This window comes from Flavobacterium sp. (genome assembly GCF_031537875.1).
GTDB lineage: Bacteria > Bacteroidota > Bacteroidia > Flavobacteriales > Flavobacteriaceae > Flavobacterium.
Genome location: NZ_JAVKNB010000005.1, coordinates 167,197 through 187,104, shown reverse-complemented (window position 1 = coordinate 187,104; position 19,908 = coordinate 167,197). Strand labels below are relative to the sequence as shown.

Below are 19,908 nucleotides of genomic sequence, written 5' to 3'. Positions count from 1 at the left end.
ATCAGTAGCTTTTCTCCATTTGAATATGCGGAATATCGTCTTCTAGATACATTTCGCTAGTTTGAACAAATCCATGACTTTCGTAGAATTTTTTCAGATACAATTGCGCTCCAATTGTAATTTCGGTCTCTCCAAAATGAGCCAAAACCCCCGCAATAGCTTGGCGCATTAACTCGTGTCCCCATTTTTTTTCTCTATGTTTCGCATCGACTGTTACCCGACCGATTGAAGCGTGAACAAACGAAATTCCAGGTTTAAAAAGTCGGGCGTGTGCCACAATTTTTCCTTCAAATGTTCCAAAAAGATGCAGTGCTTTTTGGTCTTTATTGTCCATATCAAGATAAACACAATTTTGTTCTACAACAAAGATTTCACTTCTCAAACGAAGAATATCATATAATTCGGTAACGGATAGTGTTTCAAAAGATTTAATTTGCCATTCTAATGCCATTAATTTTATTTTTTATGTGGGGTAAATGTATTGTTTTTCAGTATATGAACCGAATGCATAATGGCTTCTAACTCGTGCATCTCGTCTCTTTTCTCTTTAGATGGCGAATAACAAAATCCTTCTACAACCAGTAATCGATTGTTGAGCTTGTCTACAATGGCATAATTGATAAAAGGACCCGACATATAATCGTTTTGAAGTTGCCAAGTGCCTCTGGTTTCATACGCCAATCTGTGGTCTATTTTTGATTTGAAAAAATAAGGAGTATACCCTGTCTCGCTAATCATATAAGTATGGGGTTCAGTTCCTTGAATGTACTTCCCTATGGAATCTCTCATTTTAAGGATAGTAACCGCAATAGCTGATTGGGTTTTAATCGTATTTAGTGGTACCTGATAAACTAATAAACTACTGCTCCCGCTAATTATTTTTTTCTTTAGCCAAACGAAATTGGGTTTTCGAAGCACATATTCAAAATTCGACGGTACTTGAATTCCAATTTTAAATTGTTTTCCAATTGCCTTTGTATTGAGTAATGATTGTTTGTTTATTCGCTGGCTTTCGGCAATTTCACCTTGTTCAATTAATTGGATTATTTCTGGGGTGTGCTGCTCAAGTTGTTCCAAAACTTCTTCGGCGGTTTTACCTGAAATATGAAACACATTTTGAGGTGTGGCGTATTGATTTTTCTGTATCTCAAACTTATTTTCGTCTTCTTTTTTGATGACAATAATCGCCCGACTATCCGTAGCAAAACCTTCTAATAATTTAACTGGATATTGATTGATGGTAAAAAGAGGTTCTTCTTCAGGGAGACCAATTACTGGTGAGGCAAATTTGTTTCGGATGCTATCGCCAATTTCCCCATTCCATAATTGATCGTCAATAACTACTGCAATCGTATTGATCTTTCCCGTTGTTTTACGAGGCATATCAGACTCTTTCTTAAAGCAAGAAAATAGTACAACTGAAAATAATAGGCATAAAAAATGGGTTTTATTCATGATTCTTACATTATGAAATAAAACCCAAATTTAAATCGATTCATTGAATTATCCGTTAATTTTTAATTTCATTCCCGGTTTTAATTCTTCGTCTTTGATGTTGTTCCATTTCTTTAAATCAGAAATAGTTACACCAGGATATTTTTTTGAAATGCTATATAAAGAATCTCCTTTTTTTACATAATATTCTGCTTCTTTTTTAGCAGGCGTGGTAAAATCGTCTTTCTTTTTAAAACTAGCTACTGTTGCTTTATTGGTAACAATAGCGATCTCATTTTTGGCAACAATCAAAGTGCTTCCCAAAGCAATTGAATTCGACACTAAATTATTCCATTGTTTTAAATCGTCTAATGACGCTCCAAATTTCTTCGCAATATTCCCTAAATTATCCCCTTTTTGAACAACATATTGAATATCTTTTCTTTCAGGAACAACCGCTACTTCTTCTTTATTAGTAGCATTTTTTACCACTTGAAGTGATGCACCTAACTGAACGTTATTATTGGCCAACTTGTTCCACTCTTGGATATCAGCCACTGTAATATTAAACTTTTTGGCAATATTACTTAAGTTATCTCCTTTTTGAACGACATAAAACGATGCCGTTGTAGCTGCAACACTGTCCTTTTGGATTCCTTTTTTGTCAACTTCAACTTTGGCTACAGCAGTCGATTTCTGTTCGGCTTCTGTTCCGTTGATTTTTAAATTCTTTCCGTAAACAACTTCGTTTCCTCTAATGTTATTCCATTTTTTAAGATCCTCAACGGCTACGTCATATTTTTTAGCAATGGTGCTTAAATTATCACCACGCTTGACACGATAGTAGCGCACTTTGGCTTGTGCCAATCTTTGGAATGTATTAACCGAATCCTGAGGAACAATTGGTCGAACAATTTGAAATGGTTTTTCTCTTAAATTTGCCTCTCTATCTACATAGGCATAAATCTTCGATTCATTGGATGTAAAAACCGCCATTTTATCTTGAGGTAATCTTAAATAATGGCTTTGATCTCTATAAGACGGCACCACATTTAATTTATACGACGGATTCAAAATTTGTAACTGAGCCACTGGAATATCAATCAAATCTGAAATCTGTTTGAACGACATTTGTCTTTTAATCATTACCGTATCAGTAGCAAAATGCTTGATTGGTGCGCGCTCAGGTTTAATTCCGTGTTCTTTATGGTATTCATAAATGTACATTGTCGCCAAAAATGCGGGTACATATCCTTGTGTTTCCTGTGGTAAATTTTTACGAATGTTCCAATAGTTTTGTTGTCCTCCAGAACGTCGAATTGCTTTTGCTACGTTTCCTGGCCCTGAGTTATATGACGCTAAAACCAAATCCCAATCGCCAAAAATCGCATACATGTTTTTCATGTACTGAGCGGCAGCCTCACTCGCTTTTAGTGGATCACTTCGTTCATCTACATACGAGTCAATTTTTAATCCGTACTGTTTTCCAGTTTGGTACATGAACTGCCAAAGTCCCGTTGCACCAACTCTCGAAACGGCTTTCGGATTTAATGCCGACTCAACAACCGCTAAATATTTGATTTCAAGTGGTACGTTTTGTTTGTCAAATGCCTCTTCAAATAATGGAAAATAATATTCTGAAACAGCCATTAATCGTTCAAAAGAACGTTTTCTGTTTTTCAAGAATGACTTAATAATGTTTTCTAAACCCTGGTTGTATTCAATATGAAAAGGTGACTTTTCATCCATTTCTTGCAACCTTGTTTTTAGCAATTCAGTAGGCAATTCATAATCGACTTTTTCGTCAATATTAATTGTTTGAATATCTTCTGTAAGGTTATTGTAAATATCCAAGTTCGTTAATTCCTTTAACCACAAACTATCTACGCAAGAAGCTAAATCGTCTTTAACAAAGGTTTTTTTGATAGAATCTAAGTAGGTGAGCTTGATTTCTGGTTTTAGGCTCGCGTTTTTTTCAGTAATTTCCTGAGAAAAAATCGACAAAGACAGTAACAGAAAAAAAGGAAGTATAAGGTGTTTTATATTCATAGTCTAAGTAATCAAGGGGCTAAATTCCAAACGATTATAAAATCATTTTTACAAACTTACTAGGTTCTAACTAAAAAATTACATAAATATTGTTAAAAAATCATTTCTATGGGCTTTTTTAGGCTTTTTCGATTGATTTGACACGAAAATCCTTCTTAAAAACTACATAAGTCTATACAAGTCTATTTTAGAAAATAGTTAAAATAAAGAAAACCTTAGCTCAAAATTATATCGCTAAGGTTTTCCTATTTGTATTCTGTTTCAAGTCCATTTGACTTGATTGAATCGTATTGTAAATGGTTATTCTAAAATCGCAGCGATTCCAGGCAACACTCTTCCTTCTAACATTTCTAGCATCGCTCCTCCTCCAGTTGAAACGTAACTTACTTTGTCTTCAAAACCAAATTGTTTTACAGCAGCCACTGAATCTCCTCCACCTACAAGTGAGAAAGCTCCGTTAGCTGTAGACTCAGCAATAAATTCTCCTAAAGCGATAGTTCCTTTTGCGAAAGTTGGCATTTCAAAAACTCCCAAAGGTCCATTCCAAAGAATAGTTTTAGACTCTAAAATTACTTTTTTGAAGTTTTCTAATGATTTTGGTCCAGCGTCCATTCCTTCCCATCCGTCAGGAATTGCTCTTACATCAACCACTTGAGTATTCGCATCGTTGGAGAATTTATCTCCTGCTACCACATCAACTGGAATATGAATTTGAACTCCTTTTTCTTTTGCTAAACGCAAAATTTCTAATGCCAATTCTTGTTTGTCGTCTTCACAAATAGAATCTCCAATTTTTCCGCCTAAAGCTTTTACGAAAGTAAAAGTCATTCCGCCACCAATAATCATGTGGTCTACTTTGTCTAAAATATTTTCGATAACGGTAATTTTTGAAGATACTTTTGAACCTCCAAGAACTGCAGTTACTGGTTTTACACTATTATTCAAAACTTTATTCAAGCTTTCGATTTCTTTAGCAAGCAAAGTTCCAAAACATTTATCGTTTGGAAAGAATTGCGCAATGATGGTAGTTGAAGCGTGTGCTCTGTGCGCCGTTCCAAAAGCATCGTTTACGTAAATATCACCCAATGAAGCTAATTCTTTAGCGAAAGCCACATCTCCAGCTTCTTCTTCTGCATGAAAACGTAAATTTTCTAATAACAAAACTTCACCTGCTTGCAATTTTTCTGAAGCGGCTTTTGCTTCCGCTCCTATACAATTAGCAGCGAATTGAACTGGAACTCCTAAAATAGCCGAAGCCGTTTTTAAGATATGTTTCAACGAATATTTGTCTTCAGCTCCTTTTGGACGACCTAAATGTGACATTAAAATTACACTTCCGCCATCAGCCAAAATTTTATCAATTGTTGGTTTTGCAGCGTCAATACGTGTAGCATCTGTTACATTAAAATTTTCATCCAAAGGCACGTTAAAATCAACGCGGATGATTGCTTTTTTATTTTTAAAATTAAAATCGTTTACCGTTTTCATTGTATGTGTTTTTTAGTTTTTTCGAAAGAGAAACAAAGATAGAACTTTTAGCGCAGTGACAAATTCAGAAAACAAATAAAAATTCAGATTTTCTTAACGAAATCGTTGTAAATTAATTAATCTGTTATTTTTTGTTCTCTTTTTTTCAAAAAACTGGACTTTAATCGTGAACCGGACTTTGTGTACAAGGACAATCACTTATGCCTTGGAGAAAATCAAACCCTAAAGTAACTACATGTGTTCCTGAATTATACGCTGCTAATTGATTCAAAGTAATTTGGTAGGAATATCCAAAATAAAAATTGGATTTTTTAAATCCCGCCATTGGCCCAATATTCAATGGTTTAAAAACTTGGTCGTTAACACCCCGATACGAAATCCCTGCCCAATAGTAATCGTCATAGCTGTTGTATCGACGGTATTTCAGGTTAATATCGGTAGTCGAACGTTGGTCTCCAGCAAAATATTGATAATACACTGAAGGTTCAATTTCGACATTTCTATTGTAACTATTTTTAATTACATAGCCCGAATACAATTGGTAGTTCAGCACCAAACTCGGTTCGATACCTAAATAATTATCTTTCGTTTTAGGTAAAATATTTGACGCATTGAAACTCATGTAAAACCCTTTATTTCGGTACAAAAGACCTACATCAAAATTGTTGTTAGAAATGGCTCTATTGTTTGTAATACTAGGGTCTAAAATTGGTATTTCATAGGTAGTGTTGAATTTGCTGATGTCTATTTTAAAACTATTGATGTTGTACGAAAGCCCAAATGATAGGTATTGCTTCGAATAATAGTCCAAAATGATATGGTGGGCAAACGAGAATTTGGCACCCGTTTGAAAAGTGTTCCCATTACTATCATTGTATAACGAAAGTCCAATTCCTGATCGATTGGCTAGTCTAAAATCAGCATACAGTGATTGGTTTTGTGGCGCGTCTTTGATGCCCACCCATTGGGTTAATCCGTTGGCTCGTATTCTCAAATTATCGCCAATTCCAGCAAAAGTAGGTGATAAAACAAAATTATTGTCGGCTAAATATTGCGTAAAAACGGGTAGGTGCAATTCTTGGCTAGAGCCAAAAAAACTGCACAATAACAGTATATAGGTGAGTGTATTTTTCATTCCTTTTCTTATTTAATTATCTGTAGAGTGTAAAATGACCTACAAATTCCCGATCGTCTTTTGAATTATTTAGTTTCAACACATACCAATAATCTCCCGAAGGCAATTCAACCCCTTGGTATTTACCATCCCAAGATTCGCCCAAATGATAATTCCCTAATTCTCTTCCATAACGGTCTAAAACTGAGAAAGTCAAATTCTTATAATTAATAGTACAGCCTGGCGCCCAAGTATCGTTGAGTCCATCACCATTAGGAGTGAAATAATTCGGCGTACAAATATCAATGTAATCGAAACGTTGAGTAACCGAAACATTACATCCATTAGCATCTTGAACGGTTACTAAATAATCTTGAGTTTTATAATAAATATAACTCGGATTAGCATCATTCGGCTCTCCATTAAACATGAATGTGTAATTACCAAATCCACCATTAGGTAAAGCAATTATTTCATTTAATCCTTCTTGTTTTAGACTTAGTACCAAGGGGTCTACTTTCTTAATGTTGAAAACGGGACTGTCTTTAACACAACCATTATTATGTTTCACTCTTATAAAATGATCTCCTGGGGTTAGATTAGAAAACACATTCGTCGGCTGGTAAGTTCCACCATCCAAAGCAAATTGTACTAGAGAAAAATCAGAAATGCTAGAATCTAGATTTACTGTAACCAAATTATGTTGCGAATTATTCACACAGTCGTAATTTACAATGGTAGATGGATTCAATTTCACTGCTTCGTTGAGTTGAACTATAAAGTCGATAACACACTTATTAGCATCTTGAACAAACACTTTGTGTGTCCCGCCTTTAAGATTAGTAAAATCAAATTGGGTTTGAGTCGTAGACCCTATTTCAAATGGACCAGCAGGGTTATCTAATGCAACACTATATGGCAAGGTTCCACCTAAAACTGAAATACTAAACTGAGCATTTTTATCATCAAAACAAAGCTCTTGAACAACCGATGAAGTAATTATTTTTGCTTCTAGGAAAGCGGGTTCGTTAACAGCAAGTGTTTTTTTGTCATAACAACCTAAAGCGTCTTGAACGATAATTTCATAGTTTCCAATAGTTAAATTGTCAAAGAGACTTGTCTCTGTAAACTGACTCAGATTAGGAGAAATCGCTTGCTTAATCGTGGTGGTACCTCCTGAAATATCTACTTTAATTTTACCTGTATTGGAACCCGTACACAAAACATCTGTCACCGAATATTTGGCAACTAATCTTTCTAGAGGTTCAACAATTGTGATTGTTGGAGATACCGCAGGAACACAGCTCGTACTTTCTACTTTTACCTTATATTTCCCTGCAGGAAGATTAGAAAACACCCCTGTTGGTTGGGCAGGTCTAACTGTATTTTCTAAATCATCCAGCAAACTGTAATTGTAATTACCTGTCCCACCTTCTGCTTTTGCTGTTAAAATAGCTGTAGCATCTCCTTTGCAATTAATTTTTGCAAGGGTTTCGTCTATACTAACCTTTAATCCTTGTAAAGGAGCAATTACAATATCATTGGATAGGCTCGTACAGCCATTCTTGTCTTTTATATAATAATGAAATGTTCCGGTGGCAACATTCATTAGTTGTGAAATACCAAATGTAGAACTCGAATACACATTCCCGTCCTCACTTAGCGTATACGGTGCTGTTCCTCCCGAAACTACTAATTCTAATTCAGGTTGTACACTACAACTTAATACTGTTTTTAGCATTAAATTAGCCTCTAGAGTGTCAGGTTCGGCAATTGAAATGCCAGTTACAGTACTTGTACATTCCCAGGGATCAGTTACTGTTACAGTGTAATTTCCTGCTCCCAAACCTTCAAATTTCGTAGTTTTTTGTGGACCTATTACTATTGGATCGGTTCCTGTTTTAGTCAAAGTGTATTGGTAGTCTGATCCTTGACCTCCTATTACATTCGTTACTGTAAGGGTGACATCTTGAGTGTTCTTACACTGTGTTCTATTTTTACTCAACTCGTGGGTGAAAGTTATGGGTAATGGGTCATTCAAAACAATTTGTACCGATCTTTGACAATTTTTATAATCGCGAACACGAAGGGTGTAATCTCCTTGGATTAAATTCGAAAAATCAGCGATTTCACTCCACGGAAAAATAACTGTTCCGTTTTTTTCTAATTGGTATTCGTAAGATAGCCAACCTCCTGAAGCGACTGCGCTAATGCTACCATCATTATTTCCTGATTTACAAGAAATAGCAGCATGACTTTCTTTTAAAATCAATTCAGAAGTAGGTTCACTTATGGTGAAATTTTTAGTAGCGCTACAATACGGATTGCTAATTAAGGTTCCCTTGACGGTATAAATTCCTGTGGATAATCCCTGAATCGAAACAGGTCCAGCGTCATTACTATTGGTAACAGCGCCCACAATAGTTCCAGCACTGTTTTTAATTTCGTAACTAAAAGCACCGGCTCTACTTGGGCTGTTTTTGTCAATAAAAGTAATCATTGCAGTACCATCATTTCCTCCATAACAACTCACATCTTCAATAGCATCGATTTTGATATCAAAAGTATTTGGATCATTTACATAATAAACATCTTGAAGACTACAACCTGTTTCGGTATTTTCGACCGTCATAATATAATCGCCAGCTGAAAGTCCTGTAAAAATTCCTGTGTTATTTGATTGCAAAGGATATACGCCTTCTGCTATACCCGTTTCGGGATTAATATCTGTTAAAGTATACCGTAAATCAGTGGGTGTTCCTCCTGAGGTTACTACTGTTATTTGAATATCCTCAGCAGATGTACAACTAATTTTAGCAGTAGGAATAACACTAATTTTTTCCATTGCAACAAATGGTTTAATAGTAGCTACCGTGCTACCCATACAGCCTTTATCATCATAAACATGTATTGCATAGTCTCCTCCCAACAGTTCTGTTTCGATGTACTTTGGGCTAGGCCCTGATTGAATACGGATGCCGTTTTTTATAAATTCATAAACCACATATTTTCCCGAACCTCCAGTTACAGCTGGAACTTCAATGGTAGCATACTGCAAATCATTGGTGGTAGTACAACCAAATTTTTGGACAATTGGTTTTGAAACCTCAATAACTGAAGGTGCTGTAATTTCGATTGAAGATCGATCTGTACAACCCTTATTTGAAATAACTTCAACCGAATAGGTTCCTGCTTTAAGACCCGAAAAAATAGTTGCTTCTTGAGGAGTTTCGCCATTCAAACTATATTTGTATTTAGGGTTGTCATTTACTCCTGTGGCTGGAGTTGCTATACTTGCTTTAATCGTTCCATCCGAGCCATCATTACAACTTACATTGGTGCTCTCCAATTTTAAACCCGTAATGGGTGTTGTTGCGTCAAAGTTTACTGAAATCTCTTTTTTACAAGAAGTCGAAGTATCAGTAATCCCTAATTGATGAGCTCCTGGCGCTATTCCTGAAAAAATGGAATTAGTACTACTTACACCATCTAGTTCGTACTCAAAATTTCCTGAACCACCAATACTTACCAATTCAATACTTCCCGAATTGTTACTACAACTCGGTTGCTTAACTCCTTTTTTAGTCAGTCCGAGAGGAGCATAAATAGTAGTTTCTTTCCTATCAGCACAACCATTCACATCTTGAACGGCAATCGTAATTTTTCCTGAATTTTGATTGGTTAAAACAATAGGAAATCCAACAATTCGTTCAAAAACACTTCCGTTTATACTGCTGTAATGAGGCGAAATTCCTTTAGTGATTGTGTCTATTTTGATTTCGAAAAGACCTTCGTTCACACAAACATCTGAGACATCCAAACTAATTTTTGGAGCTGAATCTTCTATTACGGTTCTTGTTTTATCTTTTTGACAACCGTACTTGTCTTTGACATAAACAGTATATTCGCCAGCATCAACTTGGAACGTGTTGGTTGTAACCCAATTATTTGACACAATTGGAGGTGGAGGTGGTATTCCTCCTGATGAACCCGAGCTACCAGTTGAAGGATTTTTTAATACAACCTGATACAAATAAGGGGCGGCACCATCTTTAGCCTGAACCGTAATAGTACCTTTTTCTTTGCAATTAGCCGTTTTTAAAACTGTAGCATCCATTGTTAGTTCTTTGGCTGCTTCGGTAATCGTAAATGAAGTTGAAGCAATACTACAACCTGAATTTGTAGCACTACTCCCTTCTGTAATCAACACAAAATAATTCCCAAAAGGCAATGCGCCAAAATTAATAACGTTTTGTGTGCTATTTGCGGGAATTGTTGTAGTCCCTGAAGCATTGGGGACAGGAACTAGTGATAACGAATTATATATTTGGTAAGAAATAGGCGTTGGAGTATTATATTTACTCGAAATTTCGAAAGAAACCTTCCCGTTTGCTTCGCCAGTGCAACTGATATTTTGAGAAACTAAATTACCTATTGTTAAAGTAGAATTAGTAGGTATAGCGGTATCTGCGATTTCATAATAAAAACAACCTGTACTTGAATCATACACTACAAATGTGTATTTGACTCCTGGAAGTAAATGGTCTAGAGTTGCTTTTTTGGAACCCCCAGCATCTTCTGATGTCCAATCTCCCGAAGGATACGAAGGAACCATTCCTTTATAAGTCGAAAAATAAAAGGGACCCGCAGTAGTAATCTTACTATTGGGGCCAATAGTCACTATCGCTTGTCCACCCATAGTACAATCGGCTGTGGGGAGAGATACCGAAATGTCTAAATCATCAGGCGGAGAAGCTACCAAAACATCTGAAATGAGGAAAGAACAGCCATTAGCATCAACGACATTAACTTCGTATAAACCAAAATCGATTACATCAAATTTGATTGATTTAGACCCATCTTGATTGTCTTCTTTCTCTTTAAAATCATTTACGCCTTTTACTAAATAATTAAATGGCGCCTTTCCTCCTGTAACTTTATCTATAACAATAGAGCCTTTGGATACTCCAAATCCATTACATGTTATGGGTACCGTATGATAATCCACTTGTATTTTAGCGGGTTCGATTATCGTAATTGGATTGCTTACGGAACAATTCCTACTATCTGTAACAGTCACGGTATAATCTCCTGCTGGCAAACCAGAAAATTGATTGCCATAACTAACCGCTGTTGTGTTGTTTTTGACCTCATAGGTAAAAGGCGCAATTCCTTTGGAAGTATCTACTGTGATTTCGAGAGCAGCGGTTGTATCTCCTTGACACAAAATGGATTGAATCTCATTAAGTTGTATAATAGCCGGAGAAGTTTTAGGTTTAATTTCGATGGTATTAGTCGTTTTGAAGCAACCATTTGCATCGGTAATTATAAAGCTATAGGCGCCTGAATCTGTAGCTGGAATAGTATAATTAAACGAAGAATCTGTAGCTGGAATATTGGTGTCAGCGACAGAAAAAACGCTTCCATCTTTGATTACTTTATATCGCAACGGAAGAATTCCTCCCTCTAAACTAACTTTAATACTTGCATCCGGATGAGTAGAACAATCTTGTGCTTTAATTAAAGTTGCCGTAACTTTAAAAGGATTTCCTATTTGTACTCGTTGGGATTTGACTGTACAATTATTGCTATCTGTAATCGTTATTTCATAATCGCCAGGGCCTACATTGGTGAAAATTGGGCTTTTTTGAGCATCTTCGTCATTTAGACTAAAGGTAAATGGAGCCGTTCCTGAGCTCACCTCAACCACTAAAGTAGCTTGATTAATTGCATCATAACACAAATTAGATTTTGATAATACTACATCTGCTTTTAATTCCAAAGGGGCAAGAATTGAAATTGGTGCCGAATTACCATTCACACACCCATTAGCATCTTTTACGAGAACTGAATATTCTCCCGGTGGGATATTGTCAAATCTTCCTGAATTTTGACTTGATTTAAATGGACTAACGGTGTTGTTTTTCTCCCATAATTCATATACATAAAATGGAGTTCCTCCTGTTGATTGTGCCTCTATGGCAGCACCTTGTCCACACCTAGCTGGTGATAAGATACTAGCTGAAGTTTGTAATGCAATAGGTTCGTTTATCTCAAATGAACCTAGTGATTTTAGACAAGATCCTGAATTATCATAGCGAACTTTTATTGGGTAGGTGCCTTTTTTTAAGCCTGAAATAATTAATGGAGAAGTCTTACTTGAAAGCCAACTTACTCCATTATCTATAGAATATTCATACCCTTTTACAGTGTCATAATTTTGTACTCCGACAGTTATAGTCCCATCTGTCTGACCAAAGCAACTGATGCTTTTCGTGGCTGTTACAGCAGCAGAAAAAGATTTTCCTGTTGGAACAGTAAATGTTATGGATTTAGAAGTTGTACAAAGTTTTGGAATTTGATAGGCTGAAATATCGTCTATGGCAACATCGTTTCCTCCGGTTTGACTACTATTAGATTGTATAATAAAAGTAAGACTCGTTCTATTTCCTGGGTCTAACGTAATATTGTATTTTATCCAGCTATTAGTACTATTAATTGCTCCTGTACTTTTGAAAGAAATTATATTGTTTGGGTTAGTCACATCAACTAATGCAATTTTTAAATCGGGTGGTGATCCAGGTTGTCCAATTTTTAATAGATTGATGGCATACAGCTCCACGTTAATGGTTTGGTTAGGGATTACATCATTTATTGTTTTTTGATACAAAATAGCTTTCGGATCAATCGCTCCTACATTTACTGCTAAAAATCGACCTTGTGACACAGATGAATTAGTATGATCTTTCACATTATACCATGTGCCAAATGGATATTTTATTTGAGACGTAACCGCATACTCTCCGTCATTAATATTAGGTCCCCAACCTTTATTTGCATTACATGTGACAGGATTAACTTGCTTTTCAAAACAATACAAGGAATTCATTCCTGGAGAAGTCGTGTCTGGTCCATACCCAAAATCTTCTTTTAACAAATTACTATAATCCGGAAAAATCAAAGGAGTGTATTCTACTTTTAAAGTATGATTTCCAGAGGGAACATTAGAAAAAGCAACAGTAGTTTGAGCCACACCATCAAGGTAATACTTATAGCTAAATTTAGTGGAGGTGCTATTAGATATTTCAACGGTGCTAGTAGCCGAACCATCACAATTGAAGGTGTTGTTTTTAATGATTATCTCTGGAACCCCTATATTATCAATCACTAGCTTTGGGAGTGCAGAAGTACATCCATTGACATCTTTAATATAAAAAACATAGTCGCCAGGAGTTTTAAAAGCAAAATTTTGATCCACCCAATTCAATTTATTGTCAAAACTGTATTGATACGGGGCTGTCCCCCCTTGTGGATTGGTAATACGTACTTTCGCTTTGTCTTCATTGGGAGAAGGAAGACATCCAATTAGTTCAGATATTCCAGCCACAGCAGACAAACCAAATTGAGGCTGAACAATCGTAACATCCTCTTTTTTGGTACATTTTACCGTTCCAAAAGAATATTCTACCACTGTTTTATAAACTCCTGCTGTTAAATTTTGAAAAAGCGGATTATTAGTGAAAGTTTGTCCGTTATCAATACTATACTTCAATCCATAGCCGTTAGTATTCGTAACATTAAATTTAATTTGCCAAGCATTCGGATAGTAACAATTTTCATTTACTTTTTCAATTGTATATACTGGCGCTGGTTGGCTGGGCACAGCAACAGATATCGTTTCGGATTGATTATTACTATCAACAACTTTTATCGAATAAGTCCCAGCAACAGGCACATTGATGCTATTAGATGATTCAGCGGTGGCATTTCCATTAAAATAATATTTGTACGGTGCCGTTCCGCCAGTAACAAAAACGGTAACACTTCCTGGAACACAACTAACGGGCTGGATGGTTTTGGTGATTTGAAACAGAGCAATAGAGTTGATCGTAACTTGCCCTGATTTCCAATCACAATCAGCCGTCTTTACTGACCAAGTATAGGTTCCTGAATTCAAATTAGGAAATGTATGTTCACTTTCCGTAACTGGTCCAACTTGATTTATAAGTGTAGCACCTTGAGTTATTTTATAAAAATATTGTTCTCTAACATTCGCAGTTGTGAGTTTGATTATGCCTTTGTCACCAGAAACAATCGGTTGGGTAACTGTTGGGGTAACTGCTAAATCATGCTTTGCAATGGTAACTGGAATTTCAAAAACACAGTCTGTGGTGACTGCTCCCACTCTTCTTACATATACCGTATAATTTCCCTCTTGAGTGATTGTAAAAACATTTGAGGTTTGATAATTACTACTTTTTTGCAAACTATATTCATAACCAGTTAATTGTGCAATAGTAATTTCGCCCGTTTTCCCACAATAGATATCCGTTTTAATAATAGGAATATCTAATCCGTTTTGATACACATTAAAATAAAAAGTGTTTTTACTGCTATCTGAGAAAATAACCCTGATTCTATATTGCCCCGCATCGGAAACAGTAAAGCTAGAACCCGTTCCTACTTGACTCCATGAGCAAAGTGTATTGGTGTTAGGACAGTTTGTATTAGTAACCGCTGCACACGAACTTTCATTTAATTTTTCCCAATTTACTGAAGCAACATTAGTGAAACTTATTGATATCTGTCTGCTTGCCAACGCACCACACAAAAATATTTTGGGCATTTGATATCCTGTATCGGGACATTCTGAAACTAAATCGCCTGTTACGGGATTAGAGATTGTAGTTTTTTCCGCTAACGTTACTTTTTTTGTTTGCGAAAAACCCTCATTACAAAATAATATTGCTACAGTTACTAAAAATAAAAAAGTGTTTTTAAATCGGTTTACAAAACTCATTTGGGATTCTATTTATATCAAATTTTATTTAATTTACTGATTTCCTGTAGGGCTTTAAAACAGTTGATACTTATTACCTCTTCTATTTATTCGTTTTCAATTTTAACAATAGACATCTTGCCATTATACGGCAAACTTCCTTTTGAATTTAATGCTTTTTTAGCCGCTTCAATCGTTTCAAATGAATCGTAGTAAATAAAATATTTACTTGAATTCGCATCATAAAAGAAATTCACATTCGGCTGACCCGAAGCTACTGTTTTGGTTAAGAAATCGTCTCTTTTGGTCACTTCGTTATGCACCGCAATCACTACATAATATCCGCCAGGAACATTTTTAACCGCTTTAACAATTTGAACCTCTGGCTGTTCTTCTCCCGAATCAAAATCTTTTGGTTCTAACGGAAGTGTGCTTAAAACAGTTGTTTCCTTAATTCGTTTTAAGGTGGCTCTATCTTGTGCAAAACGATCGTCCACATTCATAAAAGAAGCGCGTTTAATGCGGCGTTTTTTCTCTATTTCGGTGGCCTCTTGAATTTGATTCAATGACTGATTTAAAGTTGTATTTGTCTGAACAGATGTCAAATATTGTTCTTTCAAATTTTGAATGGTTTCAGAATAGGTTTTCAAAAGAGATTCATCTTGTGTATTTGCTTTTTTTACTTTTTCGGCATACGCGTTTTCTAATTCTCTAATTTTATCCTTTTGGGATTTTGTGATTTCAGCAAATTCTGTTTTTAAAAATTCCAATTCGGCATTTTCTGCCGCACTGCTTTTAAATGGTTTGGGTTCTGTATAAATTCCTTTTTCGCTCAAATCATTTTCTTCTTTCATAGCTATAAGGTCTTTTTCCTTTTTAGCAATGGTAACCGTTAAACGACTCAACACCTCTTGTTGTTTTGCTTTAGTCACCTCTACTGCGGCAGCCAAATTATCAATAGCAACAAACTCTCTGTCCTTTGGCTGAGGTGTTTTAACATCAACGGAATCTTTTTTAATTTGGACTTCTGCCAAAGGTTGAACTTTGGCAATAGAATCCATTTTTATCGGAATTTCGACTAAAGGTGGACTTGGAATAATGGAATCTTTAATTGGTTTGGCTTCCGCCAAAGTGGTTGAAGCTGGAATAATCGGTTTTTGTTCCGTTTTGACCTCTTGATTCGCTGGTTTTTGAACCTCTTTTGGTTTTACATACACTACGTCTCTATCTGCTGCCGATGGAATAATAGATCCTTGCTCATCTTCATCGTAATTGTAATTTCTGTTAGTGAATTTATACGCGAACCCTATTTCGTGTGAGGCGCCAAAATTGGTAAAATTTCCCAAGCCTCTTTCATAATTATACTCTAAAGCAATAGACTGACTGATATTAACCCCAAGACCTCCTGAAATTCCATACAAGGTATTGTACCCCAATTGCGCCCAAACTCCGTTTGGAATACTCAAAATAGCCAAGCCAGAAAGTATCGTTTTGTCTTTTCTAAAATCCGATTTTAGTAGCGCCGAAAATTTACTTTTATCAAAAAAACCATCCACCTCTAAATAACCCGTGTGCATCAAATGAGCCGAAATACTTTTTTCAGCATCATTAGTAATAAGTTGGGACGTGCTTAAATTGTAGACCAAAAAATTAGTTAGTGTCACACCAAAATCAAGAAAGGTAGTGCCGTAATTAATTCCTGGATTGAGAACAAAAAAAGAAGTAGAGGGAATGGTTTCAAGAATAGGATCGGGAAAATTAGTTACAATTTTAGAGCGATTTAAACCGCTTTTATAAAAACCAAGATTCATTCCGAAGGTTAGATTACTGTCTGTTTGTAAAACGATGTTGTGCGCAAAATTAGCTACTGCTCCAAAGGTGGTCAATACCCCTTGATTTTGTTGGAACAGTCCTAAAGCCACCCCTTCATTTTCTCTAAATCTACCTGAATAACTTACCAAATAGGTTTGAGGTGGATTATCGACTGAAGTCCATTGGCGTTTATTGTAAAACGTTAAAACTGAACCTTGCTCCCTAACAAAAGAAAAGGTTGGATTAACGAGGTATCTATTGAATTTTAACGAATTCCGAATGGGCAATGCAAAAGAAGTCTCCACTTCCGACTGGGAAAAAAGCGGCTGCCAAATACAAAAGACGAGAAGTAGAACGTAATTTTTCATTTTATCGAATTAGTGTAATTGATCCTCTTTTAACTGTTTCATTTGGGGAACTAATACTATAATAATACACCGAACTTCCCCCTTTTAAACTAGATGGGTTCTCAGGCCAATTATTTAAATACTCCTTCGTTTTTAGCACTTCTTCTCCATTAGAACTCACAATACTAACTTCGACATCATTCCCAGCGGTGTATTGTTGTGGTATTGCCCAAGTGTCATTGATACCATCATTATTCGGGCTAATGAAATTTGGAATATCCGTAATAGCAGGATCTATAGACTGTTTAATTTCAAAGGGGATTTCATAAGAAACGGGACAGCTTGAATGAGTCAATTTTACTTTGTATTTTCCTTCTTCATTTACTTCTAAACTAGTAGTGGTTGCATTCGGTATTAGCACCTCGTTTTTATACCAAGTGTAGACCGGATTTATCGCATCAGTAGTTACTGTTACGGTCTTCGTCACTCCTTGTGAAATGGAAATGGGACTAACTTCATTTAAAGTGCCTTTAATAGTAATGGATTGTAAAGTAATAGCCGCTTTAGATTCGCAACCGCCAAAATTTACTACAACAGCATAATTCCCTGCTTGATTGGTGCTATAGGTCTGATTAGTAGCTCCAGAAATAAGCACATTGTCTTTATACCATTGGTACGAATTTCCTTTTTCGGTGCTTAAAAGAGTACTGCTGTTTGCTGAACAAAAAGGATTGCCTAAACTTGACGAAATAGAAGCTGTTACTGTAGAAGCGGGACTTACCGTAACTCGATTCGAACTAAAATCAGAATCTGAACAAGAGCCGTAATCAAGTTCTGAATAATAAACTCCTGCAGCATTAATCGTTACAGTAGCAGTAGTTGCTCCAGGAATAAGCACATTGTCCTTGTACCATTTGTACTTTAATTCGGGATAATTAACCGGAGAGGAAGTCTTAATATCAGGAGTTGGATTGTCTACTGCCAAAAAAATAGTGCCTCCTGCACACAAACTAACTGTATTTTCTTTTTTATTAATGAAAAAAGAGTTTTCAAACGATTTAAAATAAACCGCAAAAGAAGAGTTGGAAGCAGCATTAATAAAAGGCGCACTAACAATTCCTGTAGCGCTCTTTACTCTCAATTTATAGTTTTCAGAACCGATGAGTGTTGGTGGTACTGCAAATCGAATCTTTTTTTGTCCTACTGAAACATCTGTAGTGGATAGTATTGTAGTTCCAATTGGAGTGGCAAAACTTCCTGAACTATCCGAAAGTTGTACTTCAAAAGTGGTTCCCAAAGGAAATCCTGCGTAATTAAACGTGGCATCAAAACCATTGAAACTACCTGCGCAAATTTTAGAAAAAACTAGTTTTTGAGGTGTTATACTTTGCGCACAAACAGTTGCTGTTAATGGCAAAGCCAAAAACAACAGGTACAAAACATGCTTTTTTAGAATTGAAATCATAGATTGGGGGCTTTACGAATCAATTTATAAAGAAGCGTTTTTGAAAGAAGGGGTGGTATTTATTGTACTTTCAAATGGCATATAAAACTATCTAATCATTTTTCGAGGCGGTTATTTTACCTATGTTAAGTCTATAATCAGGTCTTTTATCATTAAATGGATCGATGAAGGTTTCTATGTTTTCTCCTTGAGAATAGACGTTGAAAAAAGAGGCATTGCCATACCAACTTTCTAAATCCTCATTGTTGGTATTGTTCTCAACAAAAATGTTCCCTTTGCAAAGGTTGAAGTACATTTCTTGAAATTTTAGCTTTTTCAAACTTTCATCATTCACCGAAATTTTCTCGTCTAATACAACTGCCGGATTAAACCCCGAAATTACAGATCGTTTAAAATCAACAGAGGCATTTTCAGCTACATAAACCGCTTCGCGAACCAATCCTTGCTCAATATCTGATTTAAAATTTTGACTGTTGTTGACAAAAGTCAAATTAGTTGCTGTAACCGAAGTGAGTTTCTTAGTAAAATCCACTTCTTCTTTTTTGTCATACGAACGAGCATACAAGCATCGAGAGCCTGAACTACTTAACAAATAAGAGGCTCGAATGGCTAATGAATTTTTAATATTTACTTGGGTCCCATAATTGAATTTGAAATCATTGCTACTCGATTTAAACGAAACCAATTTGTTTAAATTCAATTCGCCCCCAAATGCCGCTACTGAATTTCCTCCAGAGTAGCTAATCATAACATTGTCAATTACAGTTTGGTTACCCACTCCGCCTAAAAACAAGGCGTCAAAATTGCCCATCCCTTTTACTTTGGCTCCAGCAAATTCTATTCTAACATACCTTAAAATTCCTGAATTACTATTGGCATTTACCCCTCCAAAAGAAGCAAACGCAACATCTAAATCCAGATTCACAGAGGAAGTGCTGCCAAATTTATTCGTTGGTGCATCACCTAGTAATAATATCCCTCCCCAATCTCCAGCCTTGCGAACACTTTTGTTAGATGTGAAAATAATCGGATCTGTTTCTGTGCCTTCGGCAATTATAGAAGCGCCTTTGGCTACAATAAGTGCGGCTTTCGATTCAGAATCGCCAATAATTACCGTACCGGGTTCGATAGTTAATTTGGCTTTATTCGTAACATATACGTTACCCAAAAGCAAATACACATTTTTTTTATACAGCTTAGAATCAACGGAGATGGTTCCCGTTATTATTTGATTCGGCTCATTGTATTCGGTTTTATTCGGTTTAAATTCTGTCCAGTTATTGAGCCAACTATTAAATCCGATAATGCCTTTTTCTTGCTGGGCATTAGCACTCAAAAAAGACAATAGGACAAACACTATTGTTAGTACAAATTTTTTCATAGGAATCGATGGTATTTAATGGGACTATTCTATTTCTTG

At 35.9% G+C, this 19,908-nt stretch carries 9 protein-coding genes; all 9 read right to left on the bottom strand.

The features are described from left to right. Position 1: 1 nt before the first annotated feature. Entirely contained in the window at positions 2-451 is a 450-nt protein-coding gene (locus RMR09_RS02255) for a GNAT family N-acetyltransferase (RefSeq protein WP_310594216.1), read from the bottom strand. Positions 452-456: 5 nt separating this feature from the next. Further along, positions 457-1,455: a DUF4837 family protein gene (locus tag RMR09_RS02250; RefSeq protein WP_310594215.1), complete on the bottom strand. Its 999-nt coding sequence runs from the start codon at positions 1,453-1,455 to the stop codon at positions 457-459. A 48-nt stretch (positions 1,456-1,503) separates the two neighbouring features. Beyond that, positions 1,504-3,483, bottom strand: coding sequence for a LysM peptidoglycan-binding domain-containing protein (locus RMR09_RS02245; protein ID WP_310594214.1), 1,980 nt, complete (start codon positions 3,481-3,483; stop codon positions 1,504-1,506). 300 nt (positions 3,484-3,783) lie between these two features. Next, positions 3,784-4,971, bottom strand: coding sequence for a phosphoglycerate kinase (locus RMR09_RS02240; RefSeq protein WP_310594213.1), 1,188 nt, complete (start codon positions 4,969-4,971; stop codon positions 3,784-3,786). Between the two features lie 160 nt (positions 4,972-5,131). Next, positions 5,132-6,106 carry a type IX secretion system membrane protein PorP/SprF gene (locus RMR09_RS02235; protein ID WP_310594212.1) on the bottom strand — a complete coding sequence of 325 codons (975 nt, stop codon included), beginning with the start codon at positions 6,104-6,106 and terminating at the stop codon, positions 5,132-5,134. A 16-nt stretch (positions 6,107-6,122) separates the two neighbouring features. Beyond that, positions 6,123-14,885 carry a T9SS type B sorting domain-containing protein gene (locus RMR09_RS02230; protein WP_310594211.1) on the bottom strand — a complete coding sequence of 2,921 codons (8,763 nt, stop codon included), beginning with the start codon at positions 14,883-14,885 and terminating at the stop codon, positions 6,123-6,125. Between the two features lie 86 nt (positions 14,886-14,971). Next, positions 14,972-17,044 (bottom strand): PorP/SprF family type IX secretion system membrane protein, encoded by a 2,073-nt coding sequence (locus tag RMR09_RS02225; RefSeq protein WP_310594210.1) that lies wholly within the window; start codon positions 17,042-17,044, stop codon positions 14,972-14,974. Position 17,045: 1 nt separating this feature from the next. Beyond that, the gene (locus RMR09_RS02220) at positions 17,046-18,488 is read right to left on the bottom strand and encodes a gliding motility-associated C-terminal domain-containing protein (protein WP_310594209.1); all 1,443 of its coding nucleotides are present in this window, start codon (positions 18,486-18,488) and stop codon (positions 17,046-17,048) included. A 91-nt stretch (positions 18,489-18,579) separates the two neighbouring features. Continuing rightward, on the bottom strand, positions 18,580-19,869 hold the full coding sequence (locus RMR09_RS02215) for a hypothetical protein (RefSeq protein WP_310594208.1): 1,290 nt from the start codon (positions 19,867-19,869) through the stop codon (positions 18,580-18,582). Positions 19,870-19,908: the final 39 nt, after the last annotated feature.